Origin of the sequence: Leptospira stimsonii, assembly GCF_003545885.1 — a bacterium.
GTDB classification, from domain to species: domain Bacteria; phylum Spirochaetota; class Leptospiria; order Leptospirales; family Leptospiraceae; genus Leptospira; species Leptospira stimsonii.
Genome location: NZ_QHCT01000003.1, coordinates 319,155 through 343,639, shown reverse-complemented (window position 1 = coordinate 343,639; position 24,485 = coordinate 319,155). Strand labels below are relative to the sequence as shown.

Annotated in this window: 25 protein-coding genes; 15 read left to right on the top strand and 10 right to left on the bottom strand. The window is 43.1% G+C overall.

From position 1 onward, the window contains the following. The first annotated feature begins 1 nt into the window (after nucleotide 1). From DLM75_RS24430 to DLM75_RS12860, 9 genes are read left to right on the top strand one after another with little or no spacing between them, the layout of a single operon-like run. Nucleotides 2–340: a phage baseplate plug family protein gene (locus DLM75_RS24430; RefSeq protein ID WP_118968911.1), complete on the top strand. Its 339-nt coding sequence runs from the start codon at nucleotides 2–4 to the stop codon at nucleotides 338–340. Further along, nucleotides 337–1,155 (top strand): phage protein, encoded by an 819-nt coding sequence (locus DLM75_RS12895; protein ID WP_118968910.1) that lies wholly within the window; start codon nucleotides 337–339, stop codon nucleotides 1,153–1,155. The genes DLM75_RS24430 and DLM75_RS12895 overlap by 4 nt, the downstream gene beginning before the upstream one ends. Further along, nucleotides 1,155–1,838: a Gp138 family membrane-puncturing spike protein gene (locus DLM75_RS12890; protein ID WP_174715090.1), complete on the top strand. Its 684-nt coding sequence runs from the start codon at nucleotides 1,155–1,157 to the stop codon at nucleotides 1,836–1,838. Before DLM75_RS12895 ends, DLM75_RS12890 begins: the two co-directional genes overlap by 1 nt. Further along, nucleotides 1,835–2,179, top strand: a complete 345-nt coding sequence (locus DLM75_RS12885) for a contractile injection system sheath initiator (protein ID WP_118968908.1) — start codon at nucleotides 1,835–1,837, stop codon at nucleotides 2,177–2,179. The genes DLM75_RS12890 and DLM75_RS12885 overlap by 4 nt, the downstream gene beginning before the upstream one ends. Beyond that, nucleotides 2,179–3,393, top strand: coding sequence for a baseplate J/gp47 family protein (locus DLM75_RS12880; RefSeq protein ID WP_118968907.1), 1,215 nt, complete (start codon nucleotides 2,179–2,181; stop codon nucleotides 3,391–3,393). The genes DLM75_RS12885 and DLM75_RS12880 overlap by 1 nt, the downstream gene beginning before the upstream one ends. Then, complete coding sequence (locus DLM75_RS12875; RefSeq protein WP_118968906.1) at nucleotides 3,390–4,364, top strand: phage tail protein; 975 nt, start codon at nucleotides 3,390–3,392, stop codon at nucleotides 4,362–4,364. Before DLM75_RS12880 ends, DLM75_RS12875 begins: the two co-directional genes overlap by 4 nt. Then, nucleotides 4,361–4,642, top strand: a complete 282-nt coding sequence (locus tag DLM75_RS12870) for an LA_1064 family peroxide-responsive upregulated protein (RefSeq protein ID WP_118968905.1) — start codon at nucleotides 4,361–4,363, stop codon at nucleotides 4,640–4,642. The genes DLM75_RS12875 and DLM75_RS12870 overlap by 4 nt, the downstream gene beginning before the upstream one ends. A 1-nt stretch (nucleotide 4,643) precedes the next feature. After that, a complete protein-coding gene (locus DLM75_RS12865; protein ID WP_118968904.1) occupies nucleotides 4,644–5,495 on the top strand; it encodes a hypothetical protein in 852 nt (283 codons plus the stop codon). Next, nucleotides 5,495–6,214 (top strand): DUF4376 domain-containing protein, encoded by a 720-nt coding sequence (locus DLM75_RS12860; protein ID WP_118968903.1) that lies wholly within the window; start codon nucleotides 5,495–5,497, stop codon nucleotides 6,212–6,214. The genes DLM75_RS12865 and DLM75_RS12860 overlap by 1 nt, the downstream gene beginning before the upstream one ends. A 43-nt stretch (nucleotides 6,215–6,257) precedes the next feature. On the opposite strand, the gene DLM75_RS12855 is transcribed toward DLM75_RS12860, so the two are convergent. From DLM75_RS12855 to DLM75_RS12830, 4 genes are all read right to left on the bottom strand, one after another. Continuing rightward, nucleotides 6,258–6,977: a hypothetical protein gene (locus DLM75_RS12855; RefSeq protein WP_118968902.1), complete on the bottom strand. Its 720-nt coding sequence runs from the start codon at nucleotides 6,975–6,977 to the stop codon at nucleotides 6,258–6,260. 179 nt (nucleotides 6,978–7,156) lie between these two features. After that, nucleotides 7,157–8,914, bottom strand: a complete 1,758-nt coding sequence (locus DLM75_RS12850) for an acyl-CoA dehydrogenase family protein (RefSeq protein ID WP_118968901.1) — start codon at nucleotides 8,912–8,914, stop codon at nucleotides 7,157–7,159. Nucleotides 8,915–9,783: 869 nt separating this feature from the next. Further along, on the bottom strand, nucleotides 9,784–10,602 hold the full coding sequence (gene lipL32, locus DLM75_RS12835) for a major surface lipoprotein LipL32 (RefSeq protein ID WP_118968898.1): 819 nt from the start codon (nucleotides 10,600–10,602) through the stop codon (nucleotides 9,784–9,786). Nucleotides 10,603–10,823: 221 nt separating this feature from the next. Then, nucleotides 10,824–11,222, bottom strand: coding sequence for a ParB N-terminal domain-containing protein (locus tag DLM75_RS12830; RefSeq protein ID WP_118968897.1), 399 nt, complete (start codon nucleotides 11,220–11,222; stop codon nucleotides 10,824–10,826). A gap of 187 nt (nucleotides 11,223–11,409) precedes the next feature. On the opposite strand from DLM75_RS12830, the gene metK reads away from it, so the two are divergent. From metK to DLM75_RS12815, 3 genes are all read left to right on the top strand, one after another. After that, the gene (gene metK, locus DLM75_RS12825; RefSeq protein WP_118968896.1) at nucleotides 11,410–12,570 is read left to right on the top strand and encodes a methionine adenosyltransferase; all 1,161 of its coding nucleotides are present in this window, start codon (nucleotides 11,410–11,412) and stop codon (nucleotides 12,568–12,570) included. 7 nt (nucleotides 12,571–12,577) lie between these two features. Beyond that, on the top strand, nucleotides 12,578–13,540 hold the full coding sequence (locus DLM75_RS12820; RefSeq protein ID WP_118968895.1) for a transketolase family protein: 963 nt from the start codon (nucleotides 12,578–12,580) through the stop codon (nucleotides 13,538–13,540). A 174-nt stretch (nucleotides 13,541–13,714) separates the two neighbouring features. Next, on the top strand, nucleotides 13,715–14,035 hold the full coding sequence (locus DLM75_RS12815; RefSeq protein WP_118968894.1) for an ATP-dependent Clp protease adaptor ClpS: 321 nt from the start codon (nucleotides 13,715–13,717) through the stop codon (nucleotides 14,033–14,035). A gap of 275 nt (nucleotides 14,036–14,310) precedes the next feature. Here the strand turns inward: DLM75_RS12815 and DLM75_RS12810 are convergent, their stop codons facing one another. Then, a complete protein-coding gene (locus DLM75_RS12810; protein WP_118968893.1) occupies nucleotides 14,311–15,342 on the bottom strand; it encodes a zinc-dependent alcohol dehydrogenase in 1,032 nt (343 codons plus the stop codon). A 226-nt stretch (nucleotides 15,343–15,568) separates the two neighbouring features. After that, nucleotides 15,569–16,351 (bottom strand): crotonase/enoyl-CoA hydratase family protein, encoded by a 783-nt coding sequence (locus DLM75_RS12805; protein WP_118968892.1) that lies wholly within the window; start codon nucleotides 16,349–16,351, stop codon nucleotides 15,569–15,571. 122 nt (nucleotides 16,352–16,473) lie between these two features. Between DLM75_RS12805 and DLM75_RS12800 the strand changes: the two genes are divergently transcribed. Continuing rightward, a complete protein-coding gene (locus DLM75_RS12800; RefSeq protein ID WP_118968891.1) occupies nucleotides 16,474–17,073 on the top strand; it encodes a TetR/AcrR family transcriptional regulator in 600 nt (199 codons plus the stop codon). 1,002 nt (nucleotides 17,074–18,075) lie between these two features. Here DLM75_RS12800 and DLM75_RS12795 read toward each other — a convergent pair. Both DLM75_RS12795 and lsa23 read right to left on the bottom strand, forming a co-directional pair. Then, a complete protein-coding gene (locus DLM75_RS12795) occupies nucleotides 18,076–19,254 on the bottom strand; it encodes a MaoC family dehydratase (RefSeq protein ID WP_118969173.1) in 1,179 nt (392 codons plus the stop codon). Between the two features lie 461 nt (nucleotides 19,255–19,715). Continuing rightward, nucleotides 19,716–20,327 carry a surface adhesion protein Lsa23 gene (gene lsa23 / locus DLM75_RS12790; RefSeq protein WP_147456632.1) on the bottom strand — a complete coding sequence of 204 codons (612 nt, stop codon included), beginning with the start codon at nucleotides 20,325–20,327 and terminating at the stop codon, nucleotides 19,716–19,718. A gap of 345 nt (nucleotides 20,328–20,672) precedes the next feature. On the opposite strand from lsa23, the gene DLM75_RS12780 reads away from it, so the two are divergent. Then, nucleotides 20,673–22,625: a M3 family metallopeptidase gene (locus tag DLM75_RS12780; protein WP_118968888.1), complete on the top strand. Its 1,953-nt coding sequence runs from the start codon at nucleotides 20,673–20,675 to the stop codon at nucleotides 22,623–22,625. 7 nt (nucleotides 22,626–22,632) lie between these two features. Here DLM75_RS12780 and DLM75_RS12775 read toward each other — a convergent pair whose 3' ends face one another. Together DLM75_RS12775 and DLM75_RS12770 are read right to left on the bottom strand one after the other, a co-directional pair. After that, complete coding sequence (locus DLM75_RS12775; RefSeq protein WP_100784314.1) at nucleotides 22,633–22,869, bottom strand: hypothetical protein; 237 nt, start codon at nucleotides 22,867–22,869, stop codon at nucleotides 22,633–22,635. 78 nt (nucleotides 22,870–22,947) lie between these two features. Continuing rightward, on the bottom strand, nucleotides 22,948–23,613 hold the full coding sequence (locus DLM75_RS12770) for a glutathione S-transferase family protein (protein WP_118969172.1): 666 nt from the start codon (nucleotides 23,611–23,613) through the stop codon (nucleotides 22,948–22,950). 223 nt (nucleotides 23,614–23,836) lie between these two features. Here DLM75_RS12770 and DLM75_RS12765 point away from each other — a divergent pair, with 223 nt between their 5' ends. Then, nucleotides 23,837–24,484 (top strand): hypothetical protein, encoded by a 648-nt coding sequence (locus DLM75_RS12765; protein WP_118968887.1) that lies wholly within the window; start codon nucleotides 23,837–23,839, stop codon nucleotides 24,482–24,484. Nucleotide 24,485: the final 1 nt, after the last annotated feature.

Below are 24,485 nucleotides of genomic sequence, written 5' to 3'. Positions count from 1 at the left end.
AATGCCAACGTTTAAATATTTACCTTTTAGTTCAGATACTTTTCCAATTCGAAATGAATACGAAATCGATGGAAAGGATTTTGAATTTGAATTCAACTACAACTCTGTGGGTGACTTCATTTCTGTTTTGGTTCGAAACTCGGAAGGCGAAACTTTATTCACTTCAAAACTCATATACGGTGTTCCTCTAAATCGTTCCGTTGTCGAAGGTTTTCCAAATCATATTCAACTAATCCCTTTAGACCTGGAAGATTTATATAGAGACGAATTTATCGAAGTCCCGATAAACAAAACAACTTTTGGCTCTACGGTCCAAATTTATATTGTGGAGGAAATATGATCGGAAATCCAAAGCTCTTTGGCCGAACTGTTTCATTGGAAATTCTTCCGAAGGTAGGACTTGGAAAGGAGTTTACTTATCCTCCATTCAACCTTGAATTCGAATCAGATCTTTCCGCTTTAAATTTGACTAAGGTTTCTCTATTGAATGTGAATGAAGACACAATTCAGTTGGTCGGAGCAAAATCGAAAGGTGCGAGTTTTCTTTATCCCACGGCTTTGTTGAGCGCAGGATATAACGATGAGAACGGACTCGTCGTTTCTGGTGAAGTGATCTATCCAAAGTTTAGACAAGATGGACCGAACAAAATATTAGAATTCACGATCTCGGCAAACGCAGGATCTTGGAACACTTTCTATATAATGAAAACATATAGTAGGCTTCCGGCTCAAACTGTAATCCTTGATATTCTTACCCAAGGAAATATAAAACCGGGAACGATTGTATTAGGAGAAAACAGGGTTATCAATTTTAGTGCTACGAGATCGTTAGGAGAGTGTATCAAAAGTTTTTGCGAATTAACGGGTTCTCAATACTGGATGCAAGACGGACTTCTCCATATTTCGCCACTCGATCCCCCTTCAAAACCGAGCACAATTTTCTTAGATAATTCCTCCGGACTTATCGGAGTTCCTGAAAAGAGTCAAAAGACTTGGAAAGTTACGAGCCTATTTCGCCACAAGTTTAAGTTGAACATGGTCATTGCAGTCAAAGGAGGTAGTTTGGATGGAGAATGTCGAATCGTAAAAGGAAAACATCGCTTCTCAACATTCCAAACAACGAACTACACTGAGTTAGAGGTTTTGCCATTATGATTACACTTGATGAAGCAATATTGAAAGCAATTAAGAAGAGTCTCTCTCAGGTTCAAGTTGGGCTTCCCGGAACAATAGAGACATTTAATTCGTCCAAAATGACAGCTAACGTGAAATTACTTTTAAAACAGAAAGACGGCCAGGGAGAGGAAATCGATTTTCCGGTCCTTTCTAATATTCGAGTAGGAACGCTTTGGGCTGGCGATTTCTTTATAAAGCCGGACTACAAGCGCGGGGATAAGGTATGGGTTTCTTTCTCAACTCATGATACGTCCAACGCAGTTCGTGGAATTTCATCTGTAGCTTCTGAATCGTTATTCGATCTTCAAAGTGCTTTTGTGCAATCCGGATTTAAAGGAGAACTCGACGCACCTGCGCTCACATCCAATTTCTCCGGATTATTGATCGGACATAAGCAAGGAAAATCTCTGATTCAACTCGATGACGATATTATAAAGATTCGAGGTGGACTCATTGATCTTTCGGAATCGGCGGTATTAGGTGAAACGTTAGCCGAACTTCTAAAAATGATTCTCGATGTTTTCATAAATAACGCATCCACTTTTACAACGAATACCGTTCCGAGTTCTCCGGCTGGTCTTGCGGCGTCCGTCATAACTCAACTCAATTTGAGAAAAGCAGAAGTAGACCAAATTCTTTCAGGAAAGGTAAAGATCGGATGAAAGGTTTGAAAATTGAAAATCGGGACATCGTTCGAGTAGATGGAGTGCCAGTGGTCATTGAAGGTTTAGAATATTACTCACAGCGAATCAAACACTCTATTCGACTAACTCTTGGAGAATCTATATTTGAACCTCTAACAGGCGTTGATTGGACTACTATCTTTTCAACTAAGATTCCAAAAGAGCGAGTTCTATTTGAAATCAAACGAGTCATTTTGAAAGATCCTGAAACAATTTCACTGCAAAGTCTTGAGACAATTGAGAACCCTGATAGTGAAAGAACTTTAACAATTCAATTTTCTGCAATTACTGAATTTGGAATACTAACGGAGGTCGTGTAATGGCTGGAGTCACAGAGCAAGGATTCATTCGTAAATCCAGAGAAGAAATCATTTCTGACTTAGAAACAAAGTATAGAACTCATCTTGGGGCTGACATCGACTTATCAATCGTAAGTGAAGACGGCGTAAGAATGCGAATTCTCGCGGATGAGTTAGATGAAATTCATCAATTGGCGGAGGACGTCTTCTATTCGAACTTCGCAGATACCGCAACCGGAGTTTCTCTTGATAGAGTTCTAAATCCATTAGGATCGGAAAGACAACCGGCAAAGCGCGCAATCGTAGGTCTTCTTTTCACAGGAGTGAACGGCTCTTTTGTAAACATAGGAACGATCTGTCAGACAGGAAACGGCTTGCAGTTTATAACGATCGAGTCCGGAAACATTTCCGGAGGGACTATCCTTCTCAATGCCCAAGCCTTGCTCATCGACTACGGTATTTCCGGAAACGTTGAAGCGAATTCGATTACTACGATCAACACAGCCGTGATCGGAATCGACTCAGTTACGAATCCAGAACCCGCACGAGGTGGAAGGTCAATTGAAACAGGTATAGAATTTCTTAATCGGTTTCTTGAAGAAGGAGTAAACGGAGGATCTTCAGCCTCAAACGTTCAAGGTGCGCTAAATAATATTGAATCGGTTCTCTCTGCAAGAGTCTACGAAAACGTCGGTGACTTTGTGGACGTAGAGGGTAGAAATCCTCACTCTATGGAAGCAGTGATCGAGGGTGGGACTCCTACTGAAATCGGAGATTGCTTCTTAAAGAATTGGCCAGGTGGAATTGAATCGATGGGATCTGAAACTACCACTCTGATAGATAACAAAGGAGTTCCACGGACCTACTACTTCAATCGTCCAACGGATGTTCCTATTTTTGTTAAGATCGACATCGTTAGAGATCTTTCACTTTGGGAAACCGGTTCCGAATCCATCGTAAAAACGAATTGTATCAAAGTGATTGGCGGTGTCGATACGATCGGACTGATTTCAACTTCATATAAGGGTGATGGAACAGGCGAAGACGTTTTCGCGTGGAAGTTGATCGCTTCTCAGAACGGTCTTTCAGAATACAATTCAGTCAAGGTGCTTGGAATCAAATCTATGGCTGTTAAGGTTGGTCTTTCTTCTCCTGGGACATTAGACGAACTTCCGATTAGCAGTCGTCAAAGGGCAAAACTCGTTACGGCAAATATTCAGGTTAATTTTGCATGAAGACGATCGAAGAAGTCCTTCAAAAATATCCTACCTCTCTCTTTACTCGTGATCCAGATTCCGAAATCGGAAGGAAGTGGAAAGCTGATCTCGATTTGTTAAACGAAGTTCGCTCTGTATTGGAGTCGATTAAATTCACGACAGATTATAGAATTCAAAATGGAGCGATCCTTGATCTTATTGGTAAGAACCTCAAACAACCACGGAATGGAATGGATGATTTTAGGTATCGTATCTTTCTTTCCATCGCAAGACAAAAGCAAAAATCTAAAGGTGACATCTATTCGATGAACGAAATCGGTTCGCAGATCCTTGCAGGAACTGGAACGTTATACGAAATACAAGAGTTATGTTATTCCGGAATTCCCATGTATCTGGACGGATCGTTGACACTCAACGGTGAGTATCCGCTTTCGGGTAGTTCGAAAAGACCGGCTACAATTCGAGTTATTTTTTCCGGTTCTATTGATACCGTTGTAGTAGCTCCAGAGTTCAACAAAGCCATCGCTCAAATTAGAGCTGGTGGTGTTCGTTCAATTATAAACTACCGATTTGAGACTTCTACTTTATCAGGAAGGCTTTATGGATTTGCTCTTCGATCATCAATCTTAGATGGAACATGGCCGCTCAACGGTTTTACGATTCTCTCGGGGGACGACGTAGGAATTCAACCGTATGAAATCGCATTCGGCACTGGCGGATTCGTTTCGGGATCGCCTCGTATGCCTCAAGTATCCGATACCGGGTTACAGAACGAGATATTTAGAAAGTTAGTTGAGATTCAAAATAATCCGGATGGGACAAGAAGTTTTAAAGCGACGATAAAACAGTCCGAACTCATCGGAATAAATATAAACGAGATCGGTTTATTTGACGAGGATGGTGACCTTCTCTTTTTGAAAACTTTCCCTTCAAAGCCGAAAGATAATCTTATAGTTTATGATTTCATAATAAAAGAGGAGTTCCAATGATTCAAATTCTTGTGAGAGAAACAGTTATAGAAATTGCAGGCAAGGAAAAGGCAAGAATTCAACTCCTTCCCGTTGCCGCATTCAATTCCCATGAAGGACTATTGGAGTATTGCGGCAAAAAAGGATATAGAAAATCAGGTTCAGGACTTGAATCAGAATTCTATAGAGACAGCGAGTTGAAGGAATTCAAAGAACAAATCAAATCTTATTTTGGAGTTGAACAACAAATGAAATTACATGAACGATTCATAATATTAGAGCAGGAGCTAAAGAACTGAAATGGCCGTATTTAATCCGTCGAAAACCCGAACTTGGACTAAGAACACACCCGCAGACGGTGATCTTATTGATGACGAAATTGACCGTATTTACGAAAATGCTCAATACTCGAAAGATCGTCACGATCAGACAGACGCAAACCTTTCCGCCGCTCAAGTCCCATTGGGAGGAATCATCGAAGACAATTTGGACCAAGCAAATAGTTCTCTATTCAAAGAGGCAAACTCGCAGGCAATTTCCAGAACAACGTTCGTGACTCTCTGGAATTTAATTCATAGGAATGTAACGAGCATTACTCCTGCGACTGATAGGATTAACTTATCCTCTCACGGATGTATAGAGGGACAGTTGGTAAAATTCGCTTTTACCGGAGGCGGGATAACGGCTCTTACAAAATACTATGTTCGAAATCCTACCACAAATGATTTTCAGATTTCTACGACACCTTCTGGTTCGATTATAGATCTTACCTCCTCGCAGACTGGTGACATGATAGTGAATGTAGAATACGGGTTTGGCGACGGGTCAACGACATACAATGTTCCGGATCGCAGAGGAATTTTTGCGAGAGGTGCGGGAACTCATGGATCGAGAGCAAAGGCCGCAAATGGAAATTACGATGGCGGTTCTGTTGGATTCGATGGACAAGACCGATCTCATAGTCATATTCATGGTCTCATTGCCCCCTATCTAAGAATGGCTCCAGGAAATGCAATGGCAGATGGGACAACTTTTGGTGTATCAACAAGTTTAGGTTTACCAACTAATGATGGATCGAATGGTAGTCCTCGAATGGGCGATGAAACAACACCTGCATGGATCGCAGTGAAATACAAAGTGAGGGTAGCATAATGAATTACATTCTCGATAAAGAGACGAAGGAAGTTGTGTGGATCAATAGCGATCCTAAATTGCTAAGTGGGGAAGAATCTTGGAAGGATTTCAATTCAAATCTGCATGAAATTGTGTTTTCGCTCAATTATAATCCTCAAGTAAGTGAAATTTTCAAAGCTGAGACAGAAGGTGGAATTGTAAAAGAGTTCGTATTGAAAATTGTTTACAACAAGCTATCGGGAATCGAACGAGTTCTACAAGATTGGAACGAAGAGATTAACCTTGATATTGAAACTATAGATGAACCCTTAAGAGATGAAAGCGGGGCGATTGTTCCGCATCAACTTCATACTTCATCTGGTTGGATCATTGATCTTGAGAAAAAGAAAGACTCTATGCGTAATCTCGTGAATTCGATATGCGAAACAAAAATAGTTTCAGGTTTTACATCTTCAGCATTGGGGTCTCCTCACTTTTATGGTTCAGATAGAGACGATCAGTTGAATTTAGTTGGATCGGTATCTTTGAATTCCTCCGTTCCTTATAAATGCACCGATTCGAACAATGTGAAAGAATATATTGTCCACTCAGCGCAACAGATAAAGCAGGTTTTGAGTGACGGCGCAATTCGTAAAACTTTCTTGCTTCAAAAAGTTTCAGATTTGAAATCTGCAATCCAGTCCGCCGTGACCGTCGAGGAAATAGATCAAATCGACATTAATTCAGGATGGGGGTAAGTCGAAATTATTTCAGTTGCGTTTTGCGTGCGTTTTTTAAATTTTAAACGCGCGCGCAAACATTCCCCAGAGAAACGAACAGGGAAAGGATGGTAAGCGAAAGTAAGATTAAGGTCAGAAGAAAAATAAATTTTCCCTTCAAGCTGACGATTCCGAATTCCTTGTTGATACGGACATTTTTTTTGGAGAGGATCACTTTGATCTCAACTCTTTTTTGTCCCGTAAAGTAATCGGTGATGATATAAGAAAAACCGCAATAAACGAAAACCGCCGTACTCCAACCGATAAATACAAAGGCCAATTCCCAGAACGGCTTTTGGCTCCAGAGATGTGTGATCGCAACCGTGGAAAAAACGAAAATCGCATAACCGAAAGAGGCGATCATATTGTGTTTCGGAAGTTGGATCAGATATTTGAGAAGGGATTCCAATTCCAAGGTATTCTTATGCCGTAGAGTCACATCCGGACGAAGGTTTGAATTGATTTTTTGAATCTGCCTTTCCAATCCAGGAACGGAAAAAGGAGAAAGAATTCCGTATTGAATGCTGTGACCGATCGAGGCAAAAAGAGTACTGAAGACAAACGCGAGAAACACTTCTCTATGATTGGATGCGGTAAACTCGGGAATCACAGCAGAACCGAAAATATATGCGTAAAAGGCTCCAAAGTAGGCTCCGCTGAGAGCGAAGACCACAACGGCAAACGTGTAGGATATCTTTTTATAAATCAGGTCAAAGAGGAAATTGAATACTTTGTGAACCATGGTTCATTCTCCTCGAGAGGAAAATCCTCAGAAGCTACGTTAAATCCGAATCGGAAATAAGTTTCCAGCAACTTTTTGAATTCGAAATTTGAAAAGGTAAAAGGAGAAACGAAAAAAAAAGGAAAGTGTCTCGCCTCCGAAAAGGATTTCGATTCGAAGACGAGACAAAGAAGAAGTTCTTACGCGAAGGTCAGTTGTCCTTGACGATTTTCGATTTCGATTTTGTTGGAGGCAAGAATTGCCTTGGATTCGAGATTGTATTCCCGGGCAAGAAGAGCTTTTTTGTCCTTTGTTTCTCCCTTCAAGCGAGACGCGGATCTTTCCAAAAGAAGTCCGATCAAAATCCGAGCCGTCGATTCCACGACCTCGAAAGCAACTTCGTCTCTCAAAGAAGAATTTTCCACGGAAGTATAGGCCTCTACGATTTTCTCGAACGTTTCTTTGTTCTCGATCAAAAGGGAAGAGGCGGAGATTTTGGAGAATTCTTCCTCGAAGTATTGACGGAGATGACCTTTTGCGGACATTCCGGAAACGATTCCTCCGATCGCGGCGACGACCTGAAGTTGTGTGGTCCCTTCATAGATGTTCGTGATTCTTACGTCTCTATAAATTCTGGAGATATCGTAGTCGTAAGTGAATCCGGCGCCGCCATGGATCTGAAGTCCGTCATACGCGATCTTATTTGCAAGTTCCGTAATATAATACTTCGATAATGGAGTAAAAAGATTTGCCAGTTTTTCCCATTTACGAATGGTTTCGTCTTTGCGGATTTCCTTTTCGTCCACACCTTTGAGTTTCAGACGTTCCGATTTCCAATGATAGAGGTCGATCGAACGGGAAGCTTCCAGAAGAATCGCTCTCATACCCGCGATTTCACGATCCATCGCAGAAAGCATTTTTCTCACAGCGGGAATGTTTTGGATCGTTTTACCGAACTGTTCTCTTTCGGAAGCATACTTCTTCGCTTCCATGTAGGCCGCGGTCGCGATTCCCATCGCTTGGGCGGCGATGGAAAGTCTGGCGCCGTTCATCATCGCCATAGAATAACGCACCAAACCATAACCTTCTTCTCCGATGAGAATTCCGGGAGAATTCTCATAAACGACTTCGCAAGTCGGAGAACAGTGAAGTCCCATCTTCTTTTCGATCCCAGCGATGAAGACATCGGAGCTTTTAACGAGGAAAAAGGAAAGTCCTCTCGCGCCACTCGTAGGAGTTCCGGTTCTCGCAAGGGTAAGAATCACGGCTGGAATTCCTTCGAACCCACATCCGTGCGTGATAAAACGTTTTGCCCCCGTGAGTCTCCAGACCCCGTTCGCATCCTTGACCGCTTTTGTTTGAAGATTCGGAAGATCGGAACCGTAGTTTGGCTCGGTGAGGGCCATAGCTCCAAACAATTCTCCTCTTGCCATTTTCGGTACGTATTCTTCCACCATTTCGGGGGAGCCGAATCTTTCGATCGTTTCAGCGAGATTGAGACAACCGAGGGTGATGGCAAAAGAGCCGTCCGCTCTGGAAAACATTTCCATCATCATCGTTTGAACGGTCGCAGGAATCCCGAGTCCTCCGTGATGTCTTCCGATGCTGTAAGGGAGAATCCCCGCTTCTTTGACCTGATTGATTCCTTTTACCATCGCTTCGGGAAACGTAACCTTTCCGGAAGAATACTTGAGTCCTTCCACATCCATGTCTTTTGCGAGAGGTGCGATTTGTTTTCCGGCGATTTCACCTCCGGATTCTAAAATCGATTTATAATATTCTAATGCATCTTCGTACGAACCGGGCGCCATCGCCAGTTCTTCTTTTCCATTTTTCTGATATTCTTTTTGATCTTCAAAGTCGCCTTCAAAGCCGTCGATGATCTCTTTCCAGTCTACGATCGTCTGAAAGTTTTCTTGTAGATCCGCGTTGTCCGAGAAATAATTAGTCTCTATCATTTCAAATCCTTTATGAACTTATGTTCAGGTTGATTTTAGTCTTAATGTCACTCCGAGGCCGAATTCCTAACCTGAAAACCGAAATTCTTCCATATCGAACGTTGTTTAGGGAAATCTTGGAATCGAATCTTGTCAGTGCTGGAAAGGTTTTTTTCTGATTCTTCGGCAAAGACGTTTTCCGATCCAAATGCAAGGATCGATTTGTCCGCCTTTGGCCTTTCTTTTCTACAAATCAGCTGGTGTTTCGGATTGTGAATATTTTCTGCGATTCTTTTCACAGAGTAAGAGGGGATCTGAAAGCGTTTCTGTAACAGACCGTAAATGGATGCGAGTAAAAACGTTCCTCTTGCGGAGTTCCTCAGATACTTCCGCTCTCTCTCTGTTTTGTTTCGAAGTTCGGTTTCCATGGAATGGCTCTATTGTTTGCGATCGTTTTTGGTGAACTCCAAGGAGAAAGAATTTCTGTTTCATTCAGAATGGGAGATGAGAATTGGAATTTCCGATTTTTATTTCTAATATCTTTTCAGTAAAGTTTTCGACAATCTCACCGTTTTTACCGGAGGGATGGTTTTCGCCCCAAAAAAGAAGAGAAGAATCCGGAACGGTGTTTTTCATTTTAAAACGATCAAAGGAAGAATTCGTTCTGAAAACTGGCCGTTATTGTCGTGAACCAGGAAAAGAATCGTTTTTTTTCTTGGGTATCACCGTCCAGTTTGCGCATCGTTTTTGAAAAGAATGGATTGGTGGATCTCGTTTGTAAGTTAGAAATCACTTTCGATTTTCGTTGTATTCAAAAAAAGTGATAGAATAAAAAAAAGCCGCCTTGCGGCGGCTTTTTTACCATAAACAACTTGCAAACTAAGTGTGAATTACTTAGTAGCTTCAGCTGCAGCTTTTTTCAAAGAATCTTCAGCAGCTACTGCTTGTTTTTGCAGTTCTTCAGGATTTGAGTGAATCAGTGGGCTCACACCTGGAATACCTGGTGGGAAGAGCAGACCAACTGATGCAACGAAAGATCCTTTCACTTCACCTGGTTTGTAGGTAGTGAAAGCGATTCTGTAAAGACCTCTTACTAAAAGTTTTTTAGTATCGATACTTTTCAGTTCGTCAAAAGATTTTGGAGGATTAGGGATGGTAATTCTTGTAAGAGAGTTGTATTTTGCATGTCTCTCTTCTTTGTAAGTATCATCTCCATCATCATCGTCTTCGAGCTTTTGAAGTGGTTTTCCTTTCGCCGCTTTAGCGATTTGGTCCGGCATAATAGCGGACATTCTTTCAACGCGAATCCAAGTATCGAACCAATTTGGCATTGATTTTTCTTCTGGAGTTGCCGCTTTGAAAGCGTCACTTACTAGGTCTCCGTCGCCTGGTTCACCGATTTCGCCAGTTGGGGAAATCATACGAACTCCCATCTCAGCGATAACAGCAGGAACCCAAACGTAAAGGTAGTATGCTTTTTTGCTTCCATCGACTAAACCGTCTGGCGCTTGTCCTGGCTTGATGTATCCATAGTAATGGATTACAGACCCGTAGGGCAGTAAAGTTTTTACTGTTTCATTTGTCCCTGGGATGGTGCTCTCGCTCAGTACAAAAGAGCTTTTTAGGCTTGGCAGACCGCCGAATGCTCCACAAGCTGTGATGCTTGCAAAGAGTGCGACGGAGATAGCCAAAATCGAAAGTTTTTTCATAGACTCTCCTTAGTTAGGAAAATCACGGTATGGACTCGGGAACTTTTTGTAAATCAATATTGAATAATTTTTTACCTGAAAGTGATAGAATCCGATTAAAATGGAACTTAAAAAAGAATCCAAAGTCTCAAATGGTCCTTAAGAAGCGTGGCTGGCCCGATCTACGGTTTAGAATTCTTTTGGAAAAAACTTCTAAATCACCGAATGAAACGAAGAAGAATTCATTTTTTTTGAAAAAACCGTTTGATCCAGTCCCAAAGATCCAAAAACCAAGCAAGGATTCTTCCGAAGATTGTTGAATACGAATACCTTTCCAGAAGCTCCTGGACTCTTTCCTGTTCTTCCGAAGTAAATTCCAAACGAATGTTGTTTTCTTCGGCCTCCATCTGAACCCTTTCCTTTTTATTTCGAATGTCTACGATCCGAACGTCGACATATTCCCAACCGAGCGACTTTACGCTTTCAAGTCTTCTCTCTCCGGAAATCAAGGTATTGTCCAGATCGATGAGAATCGGATGCAAAAGACCCAGCTTTTGGATGGATTCTTTTAAGGGGCGAAGATCGCCCAAATCTTTTCGGATACGATTCTTAACTTTGATGTCGGAGACTCGGATTTTCATTGTTTCTCAAAAATATTCGGGCGGCTCTCGATTCAATTCAATTCTGCTCTAAACGGTTCAATTTGTTGTAGAATCGGTTGGGAACATAGTTTGGATCTTCTTGACACTGAAGGAATCCATAGGTTTTTGGAATGAAAGCGGGTTTCCATTACGGTTACTCAGTCAATTTCACCATCAGGAAGAACAAATGTCTTTAAAAGATTTTATTTTTACTTCGGAATCGGTCGGAGAAGGCCATCCAGATAAGGTTTGCGACCAAATTTCCGATGCGATTCTAGACGCGTATTTGGAGCAAGATCCAAAGTCTCGAGTTGCTTGTGAAACCTTGGTGACCACGAATTTAGTCGTGATCGCTGGTGAAATTACAAGTAAAGGTAAGGTGGACGCCCAAGAGATCGCGAGGAATGTAATCCGTGATATCGGTTATAACGACATCACGATGGGCTTTGACGCCGACTTCGCGGTTGTCTCCGCTCACGTTCACGCGCAGAGTCCGGACATCTCTCAAGGGGTGACCGAAGGGGAAGGACTTTTCAAAGAACAAGGAGCCGGCGACCAAGGTTTGATGTTCGGTTTTGCGATCAACGAGACTCCGGAACTCATGCCGATGCCGATTTATTATTCTCACGAACTCGTAAAATACTTAGCGGAACTCAGACATTCCAATAAACTCAAATTCTTAAGACCGGACGCAAAGTCCCAGGTCACCGTCGAATACAAAGACGGAAAACCAGTGAGAATCGATACCGTCGTGATATCCACACAACATTCTCCGGATGTCACTCACAAACAGATCGAAGAGTCTTTGATCGAAGAATGTATCAAGAAGGTCATTCCTGCGAATCTTCTCAAGGATACGAAATATTTTATTAACCCGACCGGTCAGTTTATCATCGGCGGTCCTCACGGTGACGCCGGTTTGACCGGAAGAAAGATCATCGTAGATACCTACGGTGGATACGGAAGACACGGAGGAGGAGCATTCTCCGGAAAGGATCCTTCCAAAGTGGACCGTTCTGCGGCGTATATGGGACGTTATATCGCCAAGAACGTGGTAGCTTCCGGCCTTGCGGACAAGTGTGAAGTGCAACTTGCCTATGCGATCGGAGTTGCGGAACCGGTTTCGGTTCACGTTGATACGTTTGGAACGGGAAAAATCTCCGAAGACGAACTCGTAAAAAGAATTCGTGCGAACTTCAGACTGACTCCGAGAGGAATCATCGAATCCTTAAAACTCCTTGAAAAAGGAAGAAAATACAGAGAGACAGCTTCATACGGTCACTTCGGAAGAAAGGGTTCCACCTTTACTTGGGAAGAAACCGACAAAGCCGCGGCTCTAAAAGGATAAGAATCAAATGGGAGCTCCAAGTACAGCAACTGCGACAGAAAAAGCGACTCGTGACGGATACGGGGACGCTTTGCATGAACTCGGGGTTTCCCGTCAGGACGTCGTGGTCCTCGATGCGGATCTTTCCGGATCAACAAAGACGAATAAATTCGCAAAAGCGTTTCCAGAACGATTTTTTAACGTAGGCGTCGCCGAACAGAACTTAGTCGGACACGCGGCCGGGCTCGCACTTTCCGGTCTGACTCCGTTTGCTTCTTCCTTTGCGATGTTTCTCGCGGGAAGAGCCTGGGAAGTGGTCCGTAACAGCGTCGTCTATCCATTCTTAAACGTAAAATTGGTAGCGTCTCACGGCGGAATCACAGTGGGTGAGGACGGAGCGTCCCACCAATGTATCGAGGATTTCGCGATCATGAGAGCCATTCCCGAAATGACCGTGATCTGTCCTTCGGATTACAACGAATGCAAACAGATCATCCATGCGATCGCTGACTACAAAGGTCCGGTGTATGTTCGAGTCGGTCGTCCCAACGTCCCTGTGATCGAAAGAGAGAATTATCAATTTGTAATCGGAAAAGCCGAGGTGATGAGGGAAGGAAAGGACGTTCTCATCATTGCAAATGGAGTGATCGTAAACGAGGCCATGAAAGCAGTCGAAGAATTATCCAAAGAAGGAATTTCCGCGACTCTTCTCAATATGGCGACGATCAAACCGATCGACAAAGAAGCCATTTTGAAATACGCCAAACAGTGCAGAGCGGTCGTCACCTGTGAAGAACACAACGTGGTCGGCGGACTCGGATCCGCGGTGAGCGAATTTCTTTCCGAAGAATATCCGGTTCATATCCTGAAAGTGGGAATGAAGGATCAATTCGGGAAATCCGGAACCTGGAAAGAACTTTTGGATTATTTCGGCCTTCGTTCTAAGAATATCGTTGAGGCCGCGAAAAAAGCGATTCAACTCAAAGGATAATGTTTTTCATCCATTCTTCTAAGATCGGTATTGTATCTTTTTATGACTGAGTTCCCATGGATTGTCAAGAAGTGGGGAGCAGAAAGTTTTTGATCGGCGTTCCGATTACGAGCGACGAAAGAGTGAAGAGCGGACAAAATTCTTCTTTTATTTTCTCGGACTTTGAGTTGAAAGATGGCGAGCACACAAACTCCTGACTTAAACGAAATCACCGAGGAAACCACGAAGTCAAGCGGAGGACCTTGGAAGGTGGTCCTCTGGGACGACAACGAACATACCTACGAATACGTGATCGAGATGCTTATGGAAATCTGTACGATGTCCGTCGAGAAAGCGTTCCTACACGCGGTCCAGGTCGATCAAGAAAAAAGAACGGTCGTCTTTTCCGGAGAATTTGAACACGCAGAACACGTCCAAGAGAGAATCCTCACCTACGGAGCCGACCCGAGGATGTCCAATTCGAAAGGATCGATGAGCGCTACCCTCGAGAGATAAAAGTTCGCTATTTCATTTTCAACCGATAAGCTTTCGTCTTTTTCAGAAGAACCGTCGTAGTTACGACGTCTTCTCGTGAAAGTCGCGCCCCCCACCCTGATTGGGTGGAGGAGGCGGGTCTGTGGGAAATTTTGGCGCATATTTCTCTAACACAAAAAGATCCATTTTTCAAGAAGAAAATCTGTTTCGAAACTAGTAGGAACTCCGACAAGTTCGCAAAAAAAACTCCTCCGAAAAAGACGAATCTCTCCGAAGGAGCCAGTTGATTCACAAGGTTAAAGGTTCATGTTCACGACTAACTTCACCGCAGGTTCCGACCAAGCGTGGATCGCTTCCTCGAAACTACAGGTTTTTGTAACCACTTTCTCGGGAAGGATCTTTTTTTCTTCGATCTTCTCCAACATTTTTGGAATAAATTCTCTTGAATCAACCCTTCCAATTTTAAGCGTCGCACCCGTATTATATAATTCTAAATAAGGAATCTCTAATTTATTGGTCCAGTGAACGGAGGCACATCCGTAGATTCCTTCCGTGGAAAGGGACCTCAAACAAAAATCCCAACCTTCTTTGAGTCCGTGACAATCGGCGATGAGAGGAAATTTTTTCGACCAAGCTTTGGGAAGAGAAGAATACGGAGCGACCGTCGCACCCAGATCGTTGGCGATCTTGAGCCTTTCCTCGTCGTTGTCGATGTAGAGAACTTCAGAAGCGCCCATTCCGACGGCAAGAGAAGCGGAATACAATGCGATGCTGGAAGCGGAACCGCCCAAGACCATCACGGGAGTGTTCGGTTTTTTTTCCAACCACTGACCGACGAGCTTCCAGGCTTCGACCATGTTGTCACTGATGGCCGCGAGAGCGATCGTATCCGCCGTGGAAGGCATCGGTATGAGCATCTGAGTCGCAAACGGAACCCAAATTCTTTCTGCGAGTGCCCCGCCGAACTGTTTTGCTCCGGGACCCATTCCGTAAAAACTCGCGAAAGGAACGGAATTGCAGGCTTTTGAATGTCCATCCTTACATTCGGGACAAAGCCCGCAGGAAATCTGAAACGGGATGATCACCTTGGTTCCTTTTGGAAATTGGTTTTCGATCTCCGGGCTTGTCTCCTCGATGACTCCCACAAATTCGTGTCCGATCGGAATTCCCGGACGCATCAACGTGTCTCCGTTGACGATCGGAATATCCAGATCACAACGCGAGACGGCGAGGGGTTTTACGATGGCCTGATTTTTCCCTTGGATTGTCGGTTCCGGAATTTCTTCCCATTCTAAAACATTCTTTTTTTTGAATACGATTCGTTTCATAATTCACCTTTGTTCTTTATTGTGGGCCGCTTCCGAATCGAAAAAATGGTTTCGGCGCCTGTGGAATTCTCCGCTTCGAATCCCCGGAGTTTCTTTGCCTTGGACAGATTTCATTTTTCCGATCCTGAAGGAAAATATTCGCTTTAGAAACGATTGAATTCTTATGGTAGAACGATGCCGGACTCCAAATAAAAAATCGTTTTATTAAATTAAATAAAAAGAATATTCAAATCCCTTGAAATACTGCCTTCCTCTTTTCCACAAAAGAGGCGAGCCCTTCTTCCGCGTCCTTTGTCTCCATCAAGGAGAGCAACTGGGGAAAAAGATCTTCTGCGGCTTTCGATTCTCCGAACTGAACCGAATCCAGAGCGGATTTGAGCGTCGCAAAAACTCCGAGAGGAGCTTGGGCCGCGATCATTTCCGCGAGTTGAATCCCCCTGGAGACGAGTTCGTTTTTTTCTACGATTTCTTGGATTAGGCCGATGCGGAGGGCTTCTTCCGCTTCGAAAGGTTCTCCGGTGAGAATGTATTTCATTGCGTTTCCCCAACCGCACTGCGCTGGCCAACGCAGTGTTCCTCCGGCGAACGGGAAAATTCCTCTCTGCACTTCCACTTGCGCAAAGACTGAACGTTTTGCCGCGATTCGGATATCGCTCGCGAGCAAAAGTTCGATTCCAAGAGTGATACACATTCCGTGAACGGCGACGACGACCGGTTTGGTCCTTCGACGTCCGGTGGTTCCCCAAGGATTGATACTCTCTTCAGGAAGAGGAAAACGTTTTTCTTTTTTTAAGAATTCGGCGACGTCCGTGAGTTCCAATCCGAGCGTAAATTGTTTTCCGTTTGCGTAGACCAAGCCGACTCGGATCGTTGGGTCTGCTTCCATCTGGTCGTACGCTCGACTCAGGGCAAAGAGCATCTCCACGTTGAACGCATTTCTTTCTTCGGGTCGGTTGAAGATGATATGTAAAATGGGACCTTTTTTTTCCGCGAGAATCAGTTCCGACATTCTTCCTTCCTTAGATAGACTATTTGGTCTATCGCAATTTGAATTCTTTGTAGACTAATTAGTCTACAAATTTTTAGTTTTCCTTGAACTTTTTTTAGGTTCTGGGACTCTGATCCATTAGTATGGCTCAGAATTTAGAAAAACAGAGTAATCCTTACGATCGTCTGATGACTTCCGCCTTGGATTTATTCTATCACAGGGGGTATTCCGGGACTTCGACAAACCAGCTGATCGCGGATTCCGGAACCCACAAGGCCAGCTTTTATCGATATTTTCAATCCAAAGAAGAGATCGCTCTCGAATATCTCAAACTGCAAGGGGAAAATTTTGAAAACGGTCTCCAGAGAATGATGGAGCGTGCGACTTCTTGGAAAGAATTTATCAACACTTGGAACGGAGTTCTTCTGAAACAAGTGAAGAGCGGAAGATTTTTAGGTTGTCCGGTCGCGCGTTTTATCAACAGCGTCGAAGAGAAGAACGAAGAATTTGAGATCGTCTCCGACAAAATCATAGAGGGTTGGATTCGTATTCTCGAATCGTATTTCGAATCGGAAAAACGGAAAGGCAACTTGGATTCTTCCGTAAATGCTCTCACGTCCGCCAAAAAAATTCTTAAACTCTTTCAAGGAAGTTCGCAACTCTTTCGAATTACAGGAAAGACGGAGTATTTTCAGGAACTCAAAGCGGAAATGATCGAGGTTTTGAGCCGCGATAGAAAATAGAAATAGTTGAGAGTAGAGCGTAGGAACTCCTTCAAAGGAACCGTTTTGAAACTTGTTAAATGGTAATCTGCAAATCAAAACTTAAATTGGAGAATAAATATTTGCTTCCATCCTAACTCACCTTTGATGCGACCGGAGGTCGGACTTGAAATCCAGATCAAGATTTTTCTTTGCGATTCTTTTGTCGCAACAACTGAATGTCTTAGAAAGGAATCCTGTGGGAACTACTACATTTATTGAATGGAACCGGGGATTTAGAATCGCAAGACCAGTCAATGGTACAAAATCAAGTGGGAACTCACAAAAACTGGTAATCTCGGAGTCATGCATCATTCGAAGTCATTGTTTCCTCTTAAATTTAGATCATTCTCAAAATCCTGTGGGAACTATTACATTTTTTAAATGGGATAGAGGATTTAGAATCGCAAGGCTAGTCAATGGGACAAAATCAAGTGGGAACTCACAAAAACTGGTAATCTCGGAGTCATGCATCATTCGAAGTCATTGTTTCCTCTTAAATTTAGATCATTCTCAAAATCCTGTGGGAACTATTACATTTTTTAAATGGGATAGAGGATTTAGAATCGCAAGGCTAGTCAATGGGACAAAATCAAGTGGGAATTCACACAAATATTAGATCTTAGAAGAAGGGCTTGCCCTTTTTTATATATCACCTCTGAACCGGATTTGAAAATTTCTCTGATTCGCTTCCGAAGGTCATTTTTCTTTAGGATTGAGCGTGGAGAGTCTCTTAAGGAAACGTCGATCGAAAAGATCTTGGAGAGAGCTATGATAAGATTTTCAAAAAAAATCCAATGAGCTATTCCGTCATTGTTGAGTTGGAAAATGTCAAACTTGATCTCTTTTCCAAAGAGATGTGTCGTTTTGGATAATATATTAAAACTTTTGTATATTCTGAAATTCTGATATTTTGAAAAATAGGCGAGGTGAAAAGCGTGAAAACCCCCGTTTTGAGGCGGAGGCGTTTGCTTTGAAAAAGAATTATCCTTTTTTCTTTACTAAGATCTTTCTTTCGATCTCGAAAATCTTTTCGGCGAGTTTTTCTTTGCCGTGTTTTTTCTTATCGTTTTCTTTTAAGAACAGATCTTCTCCGAATTTTTCGAAGGCGTCGTTGGCTTTGATATTTTTCAAACCGATGATTTGGAGATGAACGGCTCCGGCGGGAATTCCAAAGTCGTTTCCTCTGTCTTCCACGGAGAGAACTCTCGTGATCGCCGTGACCGTGTCTCCGCTAAAAGAAGGTTGTGTGTGATATCCTTCGGTGAATCCGAGATCCCAGATCATGTTTTCCGTGATGTCTCTGGAAGCCATTCCGCATAACCAAGCGAAGACGAGACCACCGTAGACGACCGGCTCTCCGCCCATCGGACCCGAGATTCCCGCGGAATAGAGTTTGTCATAGTGAAGAGGGTGCGTGTTTCCGACTCTGTAGGTCCAAGGGAAATGTTCGTCCGTGATCGTTCTTCCGTTTTGATGGATATAAATTTGTCCAGCTTTGAAATTTTCGAAATAGGTTTCAGACCAGGTAGCCGATTTGAATTCGCTCGGAAATTTTAGAGAGGGGAGTTCGATTACCGGCGCGTCTGTTTCCGGAAAAAAGGCTTCCTTGACCACCGGTTTCGGATTTCCTTTCGGTTTTCCGTTGGATTGATAGATCATGATCTTTCTTTCATATTGAAGAACCAATTCTTTCTTTTGGTTTAAACAAATCGTACGGACGCTTACGATTCCCGGTTTGTCCGGTCCTTTGTCGTCCACTTTGAGAATTTTTGTTTTCGCGGAAAGAGTGTCCCCCGGGTAGACGGGCTTTAAGAATTGAACGTTGTAATAACCGAGATTCGCGAGGGCCTTTTCGGAATCGTTTTGAACTCCGAGGGAAAGAGCGATATTAAAAACCTGAAGGGAGGATACGAGCATATCCTGAAACCCGTGTGCCTGAGCGTAGGCGGAAGAAAGAAAGAGTGGATTTGCGTCCATAAAGGTAGTCGCAAATTCTTGCGCGAAAGCTCGATCGATCGTGATTTCTCTTGGGTGCTCGAAAATTTCGCCTTCGGTAAATTCTTCCAGATATCTTCCGTAAATATTTCTTTTTACTTGATCCTTGGAAACGGGCGTCCCGGGAGCAAGTTCTGCAAAAGGTTTATTTGGAACTTTAGTCATAGTAATCGGCCTCTCGATCTTTTTTCGTTTTTTCCAGTCTTTTGTCGGCAATCTTGCGGAAAAGTTTTTTCTTCTTCGAATTCTCTGGAGAATCTGCAAAGAATGGGTGCGGAACGGAGATCTTTTCGGAAAGCCTGTCGGAGTTCCGACGTTCTTTCGTGAAAGTCGCGGGCCCCACCCTGATTTTCGGGTGGAGGGGTGGGGGGCGGAAAAACTCGGGGGAGTTCTCTCTATCACAAAATCAAACTTTTTGCAACTAACTCTCGGATCTCCTCCGCGCTAGGAACTCCTACAAAAATTCGCCTCGATTCTTGTTTGTTACGAAAACGCCTTCCAGCTTGACCTCAAAATTTCCGGTCCGAAAAAAACTCTCGCCGGTGCTCCGAGGTTCGCAAAATTAAATTCAGAACAAGTCTCTTTGTTCCTCTTAGGTTGGTAGAACTTCTACGATCTGTCCCAGATTACTTACCGCCGTAAAAGCCGTCTAAATCTTCTCTTGTCCCAAAACGAATTTCGAATTCGGTTAAGATTTTTTTTTCAAGATTCGGATTCCGATCGGTTTCCGAGAACATATGATTCCAAGTATTCACATAAAGAATCGGTCTTTTTTGATCGTGCTTCAACAGATCCGGTTTGAGAATCGAATCCAAATGTTTTACGGGATCGGCGTCAAAGCTTTGATCGCCTCCGTAGACATTCTTGAGATGAATCGCGCTCCATTCTCCCGTTTTCGAAAATTGAACGCGGAGACTTTCAATGTCCTTGGATCTTCCATAACGAAACTTTCTGTAAATTCGATACACAAAATCCTTCCAAGCAGAAGGATGTCTTTCATCCCGAAAGACAAGACTCAATTCGATTCTTTTTCCGGAAGACGTTTCCCTCGCGGAGCAATAGACGGCTTCCAAAGAATTTCCGTCTTCGATATCGTTTGCGGGTTGGGCAAAGACCGGGAGTTCTTCTAAAGAACATTCGGGATTTCCCGTAAAGTGGGGAAGGTCGTTTTTTCCGATTTCACAATTGGAAATCCAGAAGAGAAAAAGAGAAAGGATAAGAATTCGTCGAAAGAACATAGATTCGTGTTTTAATCTTCGTTCTCCCCCGGTCAATTGCAAACTCCCGCATCTCGATCGCTTTTTATAAGAATTCCAAGAACGAACGTTCGAGGTTTGAAACGAGAAATCAGGGCATCTCTTTTCGAATCTAGACTTTTGTTATCTTTTTGATTCTTTATGGAAGATCCTTCCTCAACGCTTCCCATTTTTTTACCGTTTTGGAATCGGATTCTTCTCACATTTGAATTATTTTTGGAATCGGATTTCAGAATTTCCGAACTTCCGGATTCTTCCTTCTAAAACTCGGATTCTTTCTTTCAAAAAATGGATGAAGTCTTCGTAGCCTAAAAGAGATTGGTGGAGATGTTACCCGAATTCAAAGCAGATCAACCCGAACGAACCAAAAACGAAATCCTTGAGAAAATCAAAACGATCCGAGAGGAACTTCCGAAACTTCTCGAAAAAAAAGAAAGGACTTACGAATCCGTCATTCGTCCTTTGAACAATCTCGTACAAGAAATGCAGATCGAGTTTACGGTTCTTTCTCATCTCAATAGTGTTCGGAATTCGAAAGAAATTCAGGCGCTCTATACCGAAGTCCTCCCGGAGATCACCGCGTTTTATTCCGACCTCGGACAAAACGAAGAACTGAACAAGGTATATCAAGAAATTCTTAAAAACGAAGAATCCACACTGAGCGTTCCTCGGAAAAAAGTTTTGAAAGACGCGATCATCCAATTCAAGTTGAGCGGAATCGGACTTCCGCAAGAAACCAAAAAAAGAATCCAGGAAATCTCCATCCAACTCAGCGACCTTGACAATCAATTCTCTCAAAATCTCTTGGACGCCACCAATGCCTACGAATTGATCCTGGATAAAAAAGAGGACGTGGAAGGAATTCCGGAATCGGACCTGAATTCCGCAAAAACGAAGGACGGAAAGTTTCGATTTACGCTTCAGATGCCGAGTTACATCGCTTATATGACCCACGGTCCCAATCGTTCCATTCGAGAAACCTTATATAAGGCTTACACCACGAAGGCTCCGCAGAATGGAAAGCTCATCGAATCGATCCTCGCGCTCCGGGACGAACTCGCGCATCTTCTCGGTTATCCGAATTACGTGGAACTTTCTCTCGCGACAAAAGTCGCCGATTCCGGAGAAACGGTTCTTCGGTTTTTAAGAGATCTCGCAGTGGAAGCGAAACCGATCGCACAAAAAGAATTCGACGATCTTTCCGATTTTGCAAAAACTTTGGGAATCGATTCTCTCCAAGCGTATGACACTGCTTATGCGAGTGAAAAACTTTTGAAAGAAAGATTCGACTTCGACGAGGAACAGACCCGCCCTTATTTCGAAAAGGAAAAAGTAGTTTCCGGAACATTCCAATTCTTGCAACAACTCCTCGGTTTGGAATTTAAAAAAACCTCCGCAAAAGTTTGGGAAGAAAAAGTGCAGGTTTTCGATCTCTACAAAAACGGGATTCTTCTTTCCCGTTTGTATCTGGACCTCGAAGCCAGAAAGGACAAACAAGGCGGGGCCTGGATGCACAATTGGTATTCCAGAAATCGTATCTCCGGAGAGGAAATTCTTCCCACTGCGTTCGTGGTTTGTAACTTTCCCGTTTCCACTTCCGATTCTCCTTCGCTCTTGAAACACAGCGACGTGGTCACTTTTTTTCACGAGATGGGTCACGCGCTTCATCACCTCTGCACGAAAATCGAAGAACCTCCGGTCAGCGGAATCAACGGTGTGGAATGGGACGCCGTGGAATTTCCATCTCAGTTTCTGGAGAATTTTGCAACCGAAGCGAGCGTTCTTAGAATATTCGGAAAACATCATATAACCGGAGAAACGATTCCGGATTCCATGATTTCAAAGTTGAAAGAAACAAAAAACTTTCTTTCAGCGATGGGAATCGTTAGACAACTCGAGTTCTCTCTTTTCGACATTCTCATCCATCAAAAGCGTCATTCCGAGGAGGAAGTTCATCAAATTCTTCAAGACGTAAGAAAGGAAGTGAGCGTCGTGATTCCTCCTTCTTACAATCGTTTTCAAAACGGATTCTCCCATATTTTTTCCGGAGGTTATGCGGCCGGGTATTACAGTTACAAATGGGCGGAGGTTATGAGTGCGGACGCCTTCTTCGCGTTTGTCGAGAAAGGAGTTTTTGACCCGGATCTGAGCGGAGCGTATTTCGGCGAAATTTTGGAGAAGGGTGGGAGTGAGAACGCGATGGTCCTTTTTAAGAGATTTTTAGGAAGAGAACCCAAGGTGAGTTCTCTTCTCAAACTCTACGGTCTCAAAGCGGCTTGAGGAAGAATTAAGAAAGACTCTTTCTAAAACTCTGAAGCAAGGATTCCTTTCCTGCTAAGAGGACTTCGACCTGATCTTGATCAATGTTGTAGACTACATTGCTTCTGAGTGCGTCTTTGAACTCGTTCTGGTTGATCTGCTTCTGATCGTAACTTTCTTTTAAAAAATTATACCAGCCGGCCAAGAGAACTTTGAGATGGGGAAGTTCCCGGATCGGGATAGAGATTACTTTTTCTGGTTCCATAAAGACCAGAGCAGGCTAATTCCGACAACAAGGGAGTCAAATCAATTTTAGAATGGGAAAATAAGAATTTGCTTTGGTTTATTCCACTTTGACTTTTGCCCTCGCGATGATCCTCCGAAGTCTATCTTTTTCCTTTTCTATGATCGCCGGTCCTTCCTTCGTTTTCATAAACTGGAAGTATTCTTTCCAACCTTCCAAAAAATCCAAGGGATGATTGTTCGGAAAGAATTTTCTGAGTTCCTCATCGACCACAGTGAGATTGGCGAACGCCGAACAATCCGCCATCGTAAAGCTTTTTCCCGCGACGTAAGGGGAGAATCGAACGACTCTCTGCAGAGCCTTTACTCCTTTTACCAAAATCGGATGCACTTCGTCTAAGAGTGTTTGGTGAACTTCTTTTCCTCGCGTGGACGGGATATAAATTCTTCTCGCGGGAAGATCGACATACGTTTCGATCATCGTCGTGATCTCTCTCACGAGCGCGGCTTCCCAAGGATCCTCCGGTATGAGTCTCGGCTCTTGTGGAAACATCGTATCTAAAAATTCTAAGATGGCCCCGGATTCGAAAAGGAATTTTCCTTCGACTTCCAGGACCGGAATTTTTCCCATCGGACTGATTTTTAAAAACGCTTCTTCCTGGGAAGGTGCGATCCGTATCTGTTCGAACTCCAATCCCTTTTCTAAGATTCCGAGTTTTACCTTGTTTACATAATTGCTGAGACTCGCGCCGTGAAGTTTGATCATAACGGAGGAGATTGGCATTCTGTGTTCCGAGGAAAAGTTTTTTTTCTATGTTATCTGAGATTGTTCACCTTTACCATAACATAGGAAAAGCAGATCTGAAAGTCCAAAGACCATAGTTTTACCCGAAACGTTAGAATCTTCCGGTTTTTGTGGCAAAAAAAGGTGTTCAAATTTGTTAAGGGCTTCTTATTTAGAAAAAACTCATTTTGAATCGAAGGATTGTATGAAATTAAAAAACACATACCAAGTTCTGATTCCGATCCTTGTGATAGCGACATTTTTTGGAAATTGCTATCGCTTTAGGATAGGAAAACAGTATAAACCGCAACCGACTCTCTCTATTGAAGGTAAGGTGGCTCTTATTCATGAAAATCACGCAGTGAAAAAGTATGGATATATTGATGAAAAAATTTTCTTAACCGAATTTGAAAACGAACTCAAAGACATCAAAGGTCTGGAAATCGTTTCCTTTCGCGAAAGCCGTAACAAAATTCAAGAACTGAAATTGGATCCTGAACTCGCGAATATCAATCTCCATGATCCGATCGCTCTCAAAGCGAATCCGGCATTGCTTGCTAAATTATCCGAAAGTCTTGGGACTAAATACGCAATTGTAGTATATTCGGATGAGGGTGCATTTCCTCTTGTGGATACATTGTTGGTGCTTTCTTCCGGTGCTTATTTTTCGAATACGATGGGGAACGGAAGAGGTATTTTTCATTCTGCTTCCGTTATTGAATTGAAATCTTCCGAACTTCTCTTCCAAGAATTTATTTCTTCTGAAGATTCTCCCGTAAGCGGTCCGGGAAGAGGTAGAAAACTTGCATCCGTTTTGGTCAACGGATTGATCAACGCAAAGGCGGCAAACTGAT